Below are 13,649 nucleotides of genomic sequence, written 5' to 3'. Positions count from 1 at the left end.
CCATCCACCCATCCACTCATCCACCCCTACCCTCTCCCAATCCGATACCCCTTCCCATAAACAGTCTGAATCAACTCTGGCGATCCCTCGACCTCGATTTTCCGCCGGAGCAAGCGCACTAGAGCAGCCAGCACATTACTACTCGGCGCAGTATTTTCGCCCCAAAGAAAGGCTTGGATGCGATCGTGAGCCAGGACTTGTCCGGCATTTTGCATCAGATAGCCGAGTAATTTAGTTTCTTTTTCCGACAGTTCGATACTTTTACCCTTGATATAAGCTAGTTGATTGCCCACATCCAGCTCCAAATCGTCTACCTGAAGCCGCAATTGTGTCGGCGGCGCGTCCACTGTTGGGGGACGGCGCAGGAGCGCGCGCACTCTAGCGAGCAATTCCCGCAATTCAAACGGCTTGACTAGATAGTCATCAGCTCCAGCGTCCAGTCCGATCACTCGATCGTCGAGCGTATCTTTTGCTGTCAAAAATAATACTGGAGTATGGTCGCCGCGATCGCGTAACTGTTGACAAATTTGCAGCCCCGTCAGGTGGGGTAACATCCAGTCTAAAATCAGCAGATCGTAATTGTTGTTAGTCGCTAATTGGCACCCGACTCGACCATCTGTCGCGACATCGACGGTGTAACCTTCTCGGCTCAATAGCCGACTCAATGGTTCTGCCAGAGCGGCTTCGTCATCAACTAATAAAATTTTCATTTGCAGTTTTTACGAATAGATGAACGATCCTGACTGATGCGAGGGTATGATAAGAGCGGTTCGATATCTAAAATTATCTGCAATCGTCTTTATCCAAATATAACTAGCCAACCATCAATTCACCGCTCTAGCCTCAGCAGTCCGATATTTTTATCGATTGCCGATTGTGACAGCAGATATTATGAAACTATAATTACTGAGTCAGGCTAGACAAGATGAGATCGAGATTTGCTGGTTGTGGCATCGAGATTGCAGCGCGATCGATGACAGCAGATCTGGCGATGTTTTCGCTCGGCGGCTGAATCGACAATTTAGCAGATTATCTATATAAAATCTACCAATAACTGCGAGTTCGATCTAGTAGGTGGGGCAATTTACACTCTGCCGATAAATTTGAATCGATTCTGCTAGAGAATAAAATATTCTTAGCAATTTTTGGGTAAACTCTCTATATTCTCCTTAGTTCTAGGCGTAAATTCTGGTTATGCAACCACCAATTCCATTGGGAACATTGCTTCAACAGCGTTACCGCGTGACCAAAATATTAGGTCAGGGGGGTTTTGGCCGTACCTACTTATCTCAAGACACTGGCTGTTTTGATGAAATGTGCGTACTCAAAGAATTTAGCCCTAACGATCGCGGTCGCGACGCGCTCAAAAAGTCTAAGGAGCTATTTCAGCGCGAAGCTCAAGTATTGTATCAAATCAATCATCCTCAAATTCCGAAGTTTAGAGCCAACTTTGAAGAGCAAAAACGACTCTTCTTGGTACAGGAGTATGCTGAGGGAAAAACAGTCGCTAAAACTCTCAGCGATCGACTGAAGAATAATATGACTTTTACCGAAGCAGAAGCAGTAGAGTTTCTGCAAAATATGTTGCCCGTACTGTCGCACATTCATGGGATGGGCATCATTCATCGCGATATTTCTCCCGATAATATTATTTTCCGCGATCGCGATAAGTTACCCGTACTGATCGATTTTGGCGTAGTCAAAGCAGGTGTTACCCAATTGGAGGTTTCGACCCAAATTCATCAAGGTACCACTGTTGGCAAAGCTGGCTACGCTCCAGGCGAACAGCTCCAAACAGGCGAAGCCTATGCTAATAGCGACCTCTATGCCTTGGCGGTGACAGTTGTAGTAATGATGACCGGGCGCAAACCCGAAAGTCTGATCGATAAAAGTACCATGACATGGAAATGGCACCAGTGGGTACCGACCCTCACCCCTTGGTTTGCCAAAATTCTCAATAAAATGCTCAGTCGGATGCCGAATAGTCGGTATCAGTCGGCGAACGAAGTCGCTCAAGCCTTGCGCTCGGTATCGGACTTTGTAGGGCCTTCGGCAGCACCAGGACGTCCCAGCGACAATCTCAACCCGCCGACGGGGATGCCACCTCGCCCGACGACATCGGGCTACGAGCGACCTTATCCTACCAACAATTCTGGATCGGTACCACTCTCGCGCGTCAAGCGGACGACTAACAGCGTCAAATCTAGCTCCTACTCCGTCAAAAACACCCCGCAACCACAGCAAAATCCCCTACGCGGGATCTTGAGCACGCCGTGGGGAATTGCCATGGGTTCGACAGCCGCTGCGCTCGTCTTTATTATCATCCCGCTATTTTTGGTCGGTCGATCGCTGACTACCTCCAATAGCAGTTCCAAAACACCAACTCCCGCACCAACCCTAACAACACCTGCTCCAGATCCGCTTGCCACGCCGACGCCAACGACAGTACCACAGCCAGTTGAGAGCGTGTCGTCGCCGCCACCAGTTCCCGTGGCGACCTCAGCACCTGCCACAGTTACAGTGGAATCGATAAGTGTCGAAGTCGGCAAACCGCTCGTCAAAGAAGGCGCGCTCGATCCCACTAAACCGACAGTGTTTAGCCTAAATTTACCCGTCGGTCACAGACTCAAGGCTTCACTGGCAAGCACGCCTGCGGGAGCGACGATGAATATTCTTGCGCCCAATCAAGCAAATGTCGATGTCTATGCCAAAAATACGGTCAATTGGGAGGGTAACCTGCCGCTAGCTGGGGAATATCGGATCGAGATCGTCCCGCTAGCTGGTGCCGCGAGTAACTATAAATTAGAAGTGATAACCACGCTCGTCCCAACGCCCGACGTGTCGGCATCACCCACGCCAGCTCCGTAGATAATCGCGCACTCGCCACTAGCACAGAAAATTGCAATCTTGACATTTTATGGATGACCAATTGCTCGATGTTGAGATGTTTGCCGAATCGATCGCCAATTTGGGACTCGATCGCATCTCTCGGCATATTTTGATTTGTGCCGACCAAACTAAACCGCTCTGTTGTTCTCAAGCAGATAGTTTAGTGTCATGGGATTATCTCAAAAACCGACTCAAAGCACTCAAACTCGATCGTCCCGACTCACTCCCTGGTACTGTCTTTCGGACGAAGGCTAATTGTCTGCGCGTCTGCCATCACGGCCCGATTGTCGTTGTTTACCCCGATGGTGTTTGGTATCATTCGGCAACACCAGCAGTACTGGAGCGCATCATTCAAGAGCATTTACTCGGCGATCGCATCGTTACTGAATATGCCTTTTTAGTGCAGCCTTTGGGTAATTGGGCAAATAGCAGTGTTGCGGAGATCGCCACCCCAGTAGAAGTTACAGACCAAGAGTCTTAGAATAGTAATATAAAGTTCAAGAGATCGAGCTATGAGTAATCGCGATGGATTCACGGGTGGATTTTGGTTGGGCACGCTTGTCGGTGGTGTAGTTGGCGGAATCGTCGGTGCGACCATCGCCTCTCAACGAGCCAATCGGATCGATGCCGAAACTGAAAACGGCAGGCTCTCCGGTGGCGGTAATGACCGAAGACCGCTCAAATCCAGCCGTCGGCGGAGCTACGATCGGATGGAACTAGCTCGGCAGAGTTTGGATGCGAAAATTAATGACTTAAATAATGCGATCGATTCTGTCAGATCTTCGATCGGACATCCCCCTGGAGATAGTTTCGATCCCTCGCTCGAACGTCTCAATGAAGACGTCAAGTCTCAAAAATCGATCGACGCCTAAATCTAGATCGTCGCGATCGATCGTTTAGTAACGAGCGGTGTAAGTTAGGTTACCATTTTCTCTTCCCCGCTCCCCACTCCCCACCGCAGACTAATGGTTGAGTCGGTAAATACGGTATGTCAAGCCATTCGTGAATTACCAGTCGATCGGTTAAACTAAGTTGAGCAGATTTGAATTTAGATCCTAACTTTTATGGAAAACGCCGCGATCGTCCCCTTATTAATCATTAGCTTTGCAAAATTTCTAGAATATTATTCATACATTCTCATCGTCCGGTTGCTACTAACTTGGTTTCCAAACATTGACTGGATGCAGCAAATTATTGGATTTCTCAGCCCGATTACCGATCCCTATCTCAATCTATTTCGATTTATTCCCCCGGTCGGAATGCTCGATCTCTCGCCGATCCTAGCTATATTTGCTTTACAATTTGCCATGCAGGCATTTGCAGCACTCACGCCAGTATTGTTAGGCTGATAAAGACTATCCGTCACTCGATGCCAGTTCCCATCATTTTGATGTAATGTTTTTTTCAAAGTGGTAGGGCACGATCTACTGCTAGCAAATAACTATTCATACCCCCCAACGTGACAACCACAACACTGATTTATGTTGCTTTACTACTGACGACCTTAGTAGGGGTCGTTGGGGCTGTAGTCCCGGTGCTGCCTGGGCCGATCTTAATTTTGGGTGCATCCATTGGGGCGGGGTTTCTCTATAACTGGGACAATGCTACTGTGACGATCGTCGTCTCCAGTGTAGTCTTGGTAATGTGTTTCGCGATCGAGCAGTTATCGGGCATCTGGGGCGCGCAAAAAGCTGGAGCCAGTCATTGGGGTCAAATTGGTTCGTTCGTCGGTCTAGTTCTCGGATTCGTTGGTCTGTTACCAGCCTTACCCGTGGGTGGCCCTTTGGTAGGGCTATTTTTTGGGCCGTTTATTGGGGCGGTTGTGGGCGAGTTGTTGTACCCGCGTCAGTTGCCGCTAGCCGAGCGAGTGAAGATTTCGGTCAAAGCTGGAGTCGGGATCGTCCTCGGCTCGGTGCTGGGTCTGATTTTGCAAGGTTTATTATCCCTGTTTGCCGCGATCGTCTTTGTGATTACTACTTGGCATCTGGGGATGGGGATTAATTAATAATTAATAATTAATAATTGATAATTAAACATCCCCGACTTCTCCAAGAAGTCGGGGATGTCGCTTGAGGGGATGTAAGGCGATCGTTAGATTTTACCGCGTAACATCATTGCCATTTCATTAGCTGTGGGCGAGAGTTCGAGGGCGGTTTCTTCGGTGATGCGGCCTTCTTGATAGAGGGCAAACAGCGATTTGTTCATGGTAATCATCCCGTCGAATTCACCATCGGTCATCAGTGGGGCAATTTCGTCGTATTTACCGTCCCGCACGTAGTCTTTGACAGTTTCGGTATTGATCAGGATATCGTGATAAGCCGCTCGTTTACCGTCTGTAGTCCGGCACAAGCCTTGAGAAATGACTGCCACTAGTGATTCTGCCAACGAGACGCGCATGACGGCTTGTTCTTCTGGTTTGAATAGATTCAGAATCCGCTCGATGGTTTTGATCGCACTATTGGTGTGCAGAGTACCGATTACTAAGTGTCCGGTTTGGGCGGCTTTGAGTGCGGTATTAACTGTCTCGCGATCGCGCATTTCCCCAACCAAGATGACGTCGGGATCTTCACGCAGTGCGGCTTTGAGTGCAGTGTCAAATTGACGTGTATTCGCCCCGACTTCGCGGTGTTTGATCAGCGCGCGCTTACTTTTATGGATAAATTCGATCGGATCTTCGATCGTGATAATATGGCGCGGCATTTCTTTATTCATATAATCGACCATTGCCGCCATCGATGTCGATTTACCCGAACCCGTCGGCCCTGTGACCAAAATTAAGCCTTTATGATAGTGGCAGACATCGCGGAAGACTGGGGGTAAGCGCAATTCCTCGACCGTGGCAATTTGCATTGGAATTAGTCGCATCACCATCCCATAACCGTACAGGGAATCGAATAAATTGATCCGCACCCGCGCGAAGTCATACTGGGTAGCTCCGTCGAAGTCTAGCTTCTCCTGAAATGTACGAATATCATCTTCATTTAACACTTCCCGCAACCAAGACATGAAGGTTGCTAGATCGGTTTCGGGGTAGTTGGTGGTTTCGATCTCACCACGATTGCGGAATCTAGGGGTTTCGCCGACACCGACATGCACGTCCGAATAGCCAGAGTCAAAAGCTTCCTGCACCAATTCGCCGATACTGGGCTGTCCTGGTGGCAATTTGTAGCCGACAGTAGCTGTCTGGGGAGTGGTAGCCACAGAAGATGGTGGCGGTGGAAAATTAGTAGATAGACTGGGCATTGGTGGCGGTGGAGCCGGGATGTTACGGGAGTTTACCATGGGTCGAGCGAGGGGATGATTTTATGCGACTACTCACTTTTAGCTTGCCCAAATTTTGCCGATCGATCGACTTTTAGCTACGAAAAATCGTCCATACCTTTTTGGAGAGCGACGATCGCCAGTTGGGTGCGATCGCGTAAATTTAATTGGCTTAAAATATTGGTGATTCGATTTTTGACGGTTTTCTCGGCGATAAATAAAGCTTCGGCAATCTCCCGATTGCTAGCACCTCGGGCGATCGATCGCACGATCTCCAATTCTCTGGGTGTCAATCGCTCCCAGCCATCGGCAACTTCGATGGTAGTTGGTGGGGACGAGCGCATCAGTACCGAACCGACTAAACCGGGGCCGATTTGGGTGTATCCTTTGTAGACGAGTTGAATGGCTTGGGTGAGTTCTTCAAAGGGGGTATCTTTGAGCAGATAACCGGATGCTCCGGCTTGCAGAGCTTGGGTGACGTATTCTCGATCGTTAAATGTGGTCAGGACTAGCACTTTGGTATGGGGGTAGCGGTGGCAGATCTCGCGGGTACCGACAACACCATCCATGACGGGCATCCGCACGTCCATTAAGACGAGATCTGGTTGTAAGGCTTCGACCAGATCGACAGCTTCTCGCCCATTTTCGCCTTCACCGATGACTTCTATGGCTGGATCGGTTTTGAGCAGGGCGCGTAAACCCCGACGGATCAGATGTTGGTCGTCTACAAGGATGATGCGAATCATGATGGGGAGCCGGGAGTATGTCGAGATGGCAAAATAGCTTGAATCTGGCAGCCACAATTGGGTGCAGTGGTAATGTTTAACTTACCACCCAGTGCCAAGGTACGTTCTTGCATCCCTTGGAGTCCGAATCCAGTCGGACGGTGGTGCGGGTCGAAGCCGATCCCATTATCTTGGATGGTTAAGGTTATCGCTGCTGGCGATCGATCGAGACAGATGCTGACCTCAGTTGCAGCAGCATGTTTGGAGATATTCGTCAGGCTTTCCTGCACCAGCCGGAATAGCGTTAAATTGAGTTCGTGCTCTAGCGGTTTGCAGATCCGATCGCTAAAAGCGGGGAGGATGCCTGTAGTCTTATGAAACTCCGTCACTAAGCTGGAAATGGCTTCTGGGAGCGATCGACCTTGCAAGGGATCGGCACGTAGCAGCGTCACAGACTGGCGAACTTGTTGTAATGCTTGCGAACCGAGCTGCTTTACTTCCAATAGCAGTGCTTCGGCTTCTGGGGGGTCTGTATGCAGCAATCGCAATGCGGCTCCAATATGAATATTGAATACTGTCAGCGAATGCCCCAATGAATCGTGAATATCGCGGGCGATGCGGTTACGTTCTTGGACTGTGGCTAGTTCTTCAATTCGCAAGGCATATTGACGCAATTGGATATTCGCAGCGGCTAGTTGTTCTTGCCCTTTGCGTTCTGCCAAGATGGCATCTACGAGTAACTGTAAAAATAAAAATACCAAGCCGAACGCGATCGCAAATCCGATCCAGACAATGCCGATTTGGGCTGGCGGAATGTGCAAGGGAATTCGACCCGACCACAACCGCATTGATTGAGATAGCAGACATGCTAAAAATGCCAATAGCGCGATCGCATTACGCACTTTCCCTGCTAGTGGATTTCGATCGGATAATAACACGCAATTGCGAATTGTCAGGACGATATACAACAGCGATGGCAATGGGATCTCGCTGACGAACGTCAATAGCAATAGCAGTCCAAATTCGGCTGCGGTATACAGCAATTTGGAACTCCACCACTCGGGGAAACGCCATCTCATGGCGGCAAATAACATCAGCCCTAACAGATTGAGTAGTGGCAAGCCCAAATTGGGATTGACGATCGAGACTACTATTTGGACGATCGCAGCTAGACCTAATAATAGCCACTCCAATCGTAATAAGAGTCGAACGGGAGACGAGCGCGCGGACGAGGCCAAGTTCATTACCAAAAGTGCGATTTACACTTCAACAATATCCGATCGAGGCCAGCGACGACCAGGGACAAAATCCCGATCGATTCGGGACGTTGTTCTCTATTAGCTCAAAGCTGCTGTCACCTATATTGATACACATCAGGCGATGGCTAGGAGGAAAGTTATCGCAACTCACCAAGATCCTCTCGATCGCGCAATAACAAGTATCTGAAAATGTTCGCGCGTACCAACAGGATAGTTAAGTTAAATTCGATCGACTTCATATACCATTATCTCCCATAAATCATCATGTACAAATCGACAATCGCTCTATCTATTTCGCTCGGATTAGTAATTTTAGGATTCTGTCAAACTACTTTAGCTGGCTCTCAAACCACCACTCGAACTGGCCCTAACGGCAATAGTGCGGTCACTAATCGTACCTATGGCAACGGTTCTCAAACCACCACTCGAACTGGCCCTAATGGCAATAGCGCGGTCACTAATCGCTCTTTTCGTAAATAGGCTCATCTAAAAAATTCTCCTCCTAGCATCACTCTGTGTTGAAGCTAATACTCTAGTTCAGTTACTAACTTTAAAAAGAGTGTAGTAGGGTGGGCACTGCCCACCATCTAGATCTCAGGCATTTTTTATTTGAAAATGCTTGTGCATATCTACTTAGATATTTTGAGTTTCTCAGTTCGCAATCGAGCAGGCGTGCCGCAGCCTTCCAATATTTATTGGCGATTTCATTAAATACAATTGACCCAAACAAATTGACAACAATTGTGGAATATACACTAGTTTCTCGTCTTTTTCCAATTTTCGCGATCGCAATTGCGATCGAGTTAATGCTAGTCAGACATCACCGCAAACAAATCTACTCCTGGCAAGAAAGCCTAGACTCTTTGGGAATTTTCTTGGTTTATTATCTCACCCAAGCTATATTTATATTCGTACCCGCTGGACTATTGTTATTTGCTTGGCAATATCGATTATTTACCATTCCGATCGAGCGGTGGTGGAGTATGCCGTTGCTATTTATCTCGCTCGAATTTTGCTATTATTGGTATCATCGTACCGCTCACACAATTCGCTGGCTGTGGGCAACTCATGCGGTGCATCACTCCGTCCGCCATTTCAATTTCTCCGCTGCTTATCGATTGGGCTGGACGAGTTTGCTATCGGGTAATATTATCTTTTTTATGCCCATAAGTTGGTTGGGTTTTCCGCCAACTGCCGTTATTATTGGATTATCGCTAACTTTAGCTTATCAGTTTTGGATTCATACCGAACTAATTCCCAAATTAGGTGTGCTTGAGTGGATATTTAATACACCTTCCCATCATCGCGTTCATCACGCTGCTAATTCTGAATATATCGATCGTAATTATGGTGGCGTGCTGATTATCTTCGATCGATTATTTGGGACGTTTGCCGAGGAAAAATCCGATCGCTCGATCGTTTATGGGTTGACACATCCACTATCTGCTCAAAACCCCTTCGAGATTGCCTTGCATGAGTGGGATCGCCTATTTAAAGATATTTTCGCCGCCAAAACTTGGCGAGAACGATTGAGCGCGATCTTCGGTGCGCCTGTGTGAATATCTGTCGAGCTTTCCCTAGCTGTACTTTGCGCTGGAGGACGAGTCACTACCGCTCGATCGACTCCACAAGTTCAGATCTTTAATATTCTTTTTACCAGAGTTACACGGCCAGATCTATTCAAGAAGATCGCTGCCGTGTAACTTATTGTGTTTTTGGCGATCCCTAACTCGACCTAAATTTGGCCATCTCAGAGATTTGTCTGGTTGCTAGTGGGTATTATAAGTCTATCTAGTAAATCTAGTGGATTTTTACCAAAAATCGACAAAATCGACCCTCTATTCCCCCGACGCCAGATTAATTAGCCTAGATACCATCGGTATTTAAGTTACGATTGTAGTCAGAACGCTCTTAGAAATAAGTGAATTCACGGATTAGTGTTGGGATAACAGAAGATTAGCCCGTTGGTGGTAGCGAATGCTCTGCCTTGGCAGAAACCTCTCCTTTGGAGAATCGCGCGAACTTTGGTAAGATATAACTCATATATACATTATTCTCGTAAATTATTATGCTAACTGTCAAAACTTTACAGGTAAAGTTCGGTTCGAGCTAAACTTCTCGCTCGCGCTTCCTCCTTCGATTATTTGATGGCTACCATATGCGATCGACATCTTGTTGTAGCAGCGATAGCCAGAGTGTTAAATTCTATATCTTAAAAATTAACTATCTAAACTTAGCACCAGAGTAAATCTGTCGATGTTCGTGTATCTATGGCTGGGTACTCCTAAGCCCTAGACGATCGTGCTAGCTTAACTTGTCTACATCTAAATCGCCGTGGCTATTGGCGTAGCCTCTCCAGTGGAGAGTCGATTTAACTTAACTATAAAAATAACTAGGTAATATATATAATGTTCTCTGCTGCTAACCGTCTCTCCATCTTTGTGGACGGCAATAATATGTTTTATGCCCAACAAAAAAATGGGTGGTTTTTCGATCCTCGGCGCGTGCTAGAGTATTTCACGAAAGAACCAGAATTAATGTTGATTAATGCTTTTTGGTATACTGGATTGAAAGATGCTCAAGATCAAAGGGGCTTTCGCGACGCACTGATCAGCCTGGGTTATACAGTTCGTACCAAAATTCTTAAAGAGTATTACGATGATACCTCCGGTCGCTATTCCCAAAAAGCGAATCTAGATATCGAAATTGTGGTCGATATGTTTAATACTGTAGACCAGTACAATCGAGTCGTACTATTTAGTGGCGATGGCGACTTCGAGCGCGCGATCGAGTTATTGCGATCGAAAAATACCCACATTACCGTGATCTCGACCGAAGGGATGATTGCCAGAGAATTGCGTAATGTCACCGATCGCTATATCGATCTCAACGATATTCGCGAACGTATCGAAAAAGTTGATGCTTTATAGAATCCAATTTGAGATCTTTTTAGATCCTGGTGAAGGAGGGTAGGTTTTGTTTAGCATCGAACAGTAAAATCGACGTTAGATTGCATTGTCTTGTCGCGCTAAACCGTCGGGAAACCCGACGAGCGCGCGCCGCAAACCTACCCCTACAGACCCATCAACCAATTGATAACGCGTTTGGCCAGCCAACCGTAGGGGCGGGTTTATGCTAACAATTGTCGTCTAACACCATCATCTTCGGGCAAAACCCGCCCTCCCCCACTAGAAGATATCAAACTAAAGGGGCAATTCATAAATTGCCTCTACTTGAAATTCTGTCGATCTCAAAATGGCAGATCGTGTTGGTATTTAACAACACCGAATCTAGACTCAGCTATCTCGATCGATCGAATATTGTTAGCTGTGTTACCGATGGGGGAATACTAAAAGACGAATAGTCGATCGGTATTTTCCTGGATTCACCAGCTCAAATATTATGTCCCGTCAAGCTGTCACACTGCTATTTGCCGAGCGTCCCTCATTTGACTTTAGCGATATCGCCCGTCGTGCTGAAGAGATTGCTGGAGAAAAATTTGATTTCCCCCATCGTGGCGACTCTCAAGCATCTTTTCAAATCTTTCATAAGCAACACCTACCATCATTGACAGCATTTTTTACTGGTAATAAAAAAATTAATGTAGAGAATTATCGATCGATAATAGAACAATCTTGGGGCTGCAAAAATGTCGAAGAATTAATTAGCTCCGCTGGATATTATTCCCTGTTGATGATGGAAATGATGGCAGATGGACTTGAACCACAAATACGTTTATCTTTATTTCATCATACGCTCCAAGCCACACTTGAAATCGCTCCTCCACAAGTTATCTTGTTTGAACACAGCCAACAAGCGATCGAACCTGCTGAATATTTAGCATGTTGCGATCTAGAACCGATCCTGCGCCCTGGTGCGATTAATGTACGATTCTTCAATATTGCCAACTCTGAAGGCGAAATGTTGATGGACACGCGCGGCATGGAAGAAATCGGACTTCACGATTTCCAATGCCATTTTCGACAGCTCGATCCTAATGATGTTATCGGCGTTTTGGCGAATACAGCGATTTATATCGCCCAAAATGGTGCGGTAATAGAATCGGGTCACACGATCGCAGGTGTCGCTCCTGGCTCTAGATGGTCTTGCCAGTTTGAAGAATCACTTGTCGAACCCCAGCGAGTACTCCTAGATGTAAATCCCGGTGCGGACTTTGCAGCAGGACGAACCTAGCCGATCGCGTGAGTTCGGTACTCCGTTTTTGTGATAAAATCGACAGAGGATCTTCCGTAGCTTGGAGGCAAATAAAGTGTCTTGGCAACCATTAACAATTAATTCTGTAAGTTTATCGCAGTCCCTCGTGCTTAGATAGGTGACAAACATCCCAAGCCTGAAGCTTCAACGTTTGTCACCAGAATTATCGATCGACTGCTAGCAAAGTTTTAATAGTTAAATAGGAACCAGACTAATGAGCATTCCATCTGAATCAGAGCGCGTAATTATTTTCGATACCACTTTACGCGATGGGGAACAGTCTCCAGGTGCTACTCTAAATGCCGAAGAAAAACTTACAATTGCCCGTCAACTAGCTCGTCTGGGTGTCGATGTTATCGAAGCTGGTTTTCCCTATTCCAGTCGGGGTGATTTTGAAGCAGTGCAACAGATCGCCGATCTAGTTGGTACGCCATCGGGGCCAATTATTTGCGGTTTGGCACGAGCGAGCGAAAAAGATATTAAAGCTGCTGCTGAAGCTCTCAAACCTGCGGCTAAACCTCGGATTCATACTTTTATTGCGACATCGGATATTCACCTAGAATACAAACTCAAAAAGACGCGCAAAGAAGTCTTACAAATCGCGGGTGAAATGGTCGCTTATGCCAAATCCTTCGTCGATGATGTAGAGTTTTCGCCAGAAGATGCCGGACGCAGCGAGCCAGAATTTTTGTATGAAGTCTTAGAACGTGCGATCGCCAATGGTGCGACGACGGTGAATATTCCCGATACCGTGGGTTATACAACTCCTGCCGAATTTGGAGCCTTAATTAAAGGGATTAAAGAGAATGTCCCCAATATCGATCGAGCGATTATTTCCGTTCACGGACATGACGATTTGGGATTGGCTGTAGCTAACTTTTTAGAAGCAGTAAAAAATGGCGCGCGGCAACTAGAATGTACGATTAATGGCATTGGCGAACGCGCTGGCAATGCCTCGTTAGAAGAACTAGTGATGGCTCTACATGTGCGCCGTCAGTACTTTAACCCGTTCTTAGGTCGTCCCGTCGATTCGGCTGCATCGCTGACAAATATCGATACTCGCCAAATCTATAAGACATCCCGTCTAGTATCGAGCCTGACAGGGATGCTCGTCCAACCCAATAAAGCGATCGTCGGTGCCAATGCTTTCGCCCACGAGTCGGGAATTCACCAAGATGGTGTGTTGAAAAATAAGCTCACTTATGAAATTATGGACGCTCAGTCGATCGGGTTGACTGATAATCTAATTACATTAGGTAAATTGTCCGGTCGGAATGCTTTTCGCACGCGTCTATTAGAA

Annotated in this window: 14 protein-coding genes; 10 read left to right on the top strand and 4 right to left on the bottom strand. The window is 47.0% G+C overall.

All coding sequences use genetic code 11. The annotated features are described in order from the left end of the window. Positions 1-26: 26 nt before the first annotated feature. Complete coding sequence (gene rppA / locus C7B77_RS10730) at positions 27-710, bottom strand: two-component system response regulator RppA (protein ID WP_106303971.1); 684 nt, start codon at positions 708-710, stop codon at positions 27-29. Between the two features lie 484 nt (positions 711-1,194). Between rppA and C7B77_RS10725 the strand changes: the two genes are divergently transcribed. The 5 genes from C7B77_RS10725 to C7B77_RS10705 all read left to right on the top strand — a co-directional run bounded on the left by C7B77_RS10725 (position 1,195) and on the right by C7B77_RS10705 (position 4,894). Then, positions 1,195-2,868 carry a serine/threonine-protein kinase gene (locus C7B77_RS10725; protein ID WP_106303968.1) on the top strand — a complete coding sequence of 558 codons (1,674 nt, stop codon included), beginning with the start codon at positions 1,195-1,197 and terminating at the stop codon, positions 2,866-2,868. Between the two features lie 49 nt (positions 2,869-2,917). Then, on the top strand, positions 2,918-3,370 hold the full coding sequence (locus tag C7B77_RS10720; protein WP_106303965.1) for a (2Fe-2S) ferredoxin domain-containing protein: 453 nt from the start codon (positions 2,918-2,920) through the stop codon (positions 3,368-3,370). A gap of 31 nt (positions 3,371-3,401) precedes the next feature. Further along, entirely contained in the window at positions 3,402-3,761 is a 360-nt protein-coding gene (locus tag C7B77_RS10715; RefSeq protein ID WP_106303962.1) for a ssl2009 family thylakoid membrane protein, read from the top strand. Between the two features lie 192 nt (positions 3,762-3,953). Then, entirely contained in the window at positions 3,954-4,238 is a 285-nt protein-coding gene (locus C7B77_RS10710; protein WP_181243802.1) for a YggT family protein, read from the top strand. 110 nt (positions 4,239-4,348) lie between these two features. After that, positions 4,349-4,894, top strand: coding sequence for a DUF456 family protein (locus C7B77_RS10705; RefSeq protein ID WP_106303959.1), 546 nt, complete (start codon positions 4,349-4,351; stop codon positions 4,892-4,894). An 86-nt stretch (positions 4,895-4,980) separates the two neighbouring features. On the opposite strand, the gene C7B77_RS10700 is transcribed toward C7B77_RS10705, so the two are convergent. From C7B77_RS10700 to C7B77_RS10690, 3 genes are all read right to left on the bottom strand, one after another. Continuing rightward, the gene (locus C7B77_RS10700; protein WP_106303956.1) at positions 4,981-6,171 is read right to left on the bottom strand and encodes a type IV pilus twitching motility protein PilT; all 1,191 of its coding nucleotides are present in this window, start codon (positions 6,169-6,171) and stop codon (positions 4,981-4,983) included. 77 nt (positions 6,172-6,248) lie between these two features. After that, on the bottom strand, positions 6,249-6,896 hold the full coding sequence (locus tag C7B77_RS10695; protein ID WP_106303953.1) for a response regulator transcription factor: 648 nt from the start codon (positions 6,894-6,896) through the stop codon (positions 6,249-6,251). Continuing rightward, a complete protein-coding gene (locus C7B77_RS10690) occupies positions 6,893-8,119 on the bottom strand; it encodes a sensor histidine kinase (protein WP_106303950.1) in 1,227 nt (408 codons plus the stop codon). The genes C7B77_RS10695 and C7B77_RS10690 overlap by 4 nt, the downstream gene beginning before the upstream one ends. A gap of 279 nt (positions 8,120-8,398) precedes the next feature. Between C7B77_RS10690 and C7B77_RS10685 the strand changes: the two genes are divergently transcribed. The 5 genes from C7B77_RS10685 to C7B77_RS10665 form a co-directional block, all read left to right on the top strand. Continuing rightward, entirely contained in the window at positions 8,399-8,614 is a 216-nt protein-coding gene (locus tag C7B77_RS10685) for a hypothetical protein (RefSeq protein WP_106303947.1), read from the top strand. A 263-nt stretch (positions 8,615-8,877) separates the two neighbouring features. Further along, positions 8,878-9,693, top strand: a complete 816-nt coding sequence (locus tag C7B77_RS10680; protein WP_106303974.1) for a sterol desaturase family protein — start codon at positions 8,878-8,880, stop codon at positions 9,691-9,693. 849 nt (positions 9,694-10,542) lie between these two features. Further along, complete coding sequence (locus C7B77_RS10675) at positions 10,543-11,064, top strand: LabA-like NYN domain-containing protein (protein ID WP_106303944.1); 522 nt, start codon at positions 10,543-10,545, stop codon at positions 11,062-11,064. Between the two features lie 472 nt (positions 11,065-11,536). After that, positions 11,537-12,328 (top strand): DUF4261 domain-containing protein, encoded by a 792-nt coding sequence (locus C7B77_RS10670; protein WP_106303941.1) that lies wholly within the window; start codon positions 11,537-11,539, stop codon positions 12,326-12,328. A 235-nt stretch (positions 12,329-12,563) separates the two neighbouring features. Continuing rightward, a partial coding sequence (locus C7B77_RS10665; RefSeq protein WP_106303937.1) for a 2-isopropylmalate synthase occupies positions 12,564-13,649 on the top strand: 1,086 nt, incomplete at its 3' end.

It is taken from the genome of Chamaesiphon polymorphus CCALA 037 (assembly GCF_003003845.1).
Classification (GTDB): domain Bacteria; phylum Cyanobacteriota; class Cyanobacteriia; order Cyanobacteriales; family Chamaesiphonaceae; genus Chamaesiphon; species Chamaesiphon polymorphus.
This window is presented reverse-complemented; position numbering and strand designations above follow the sequence as displayed.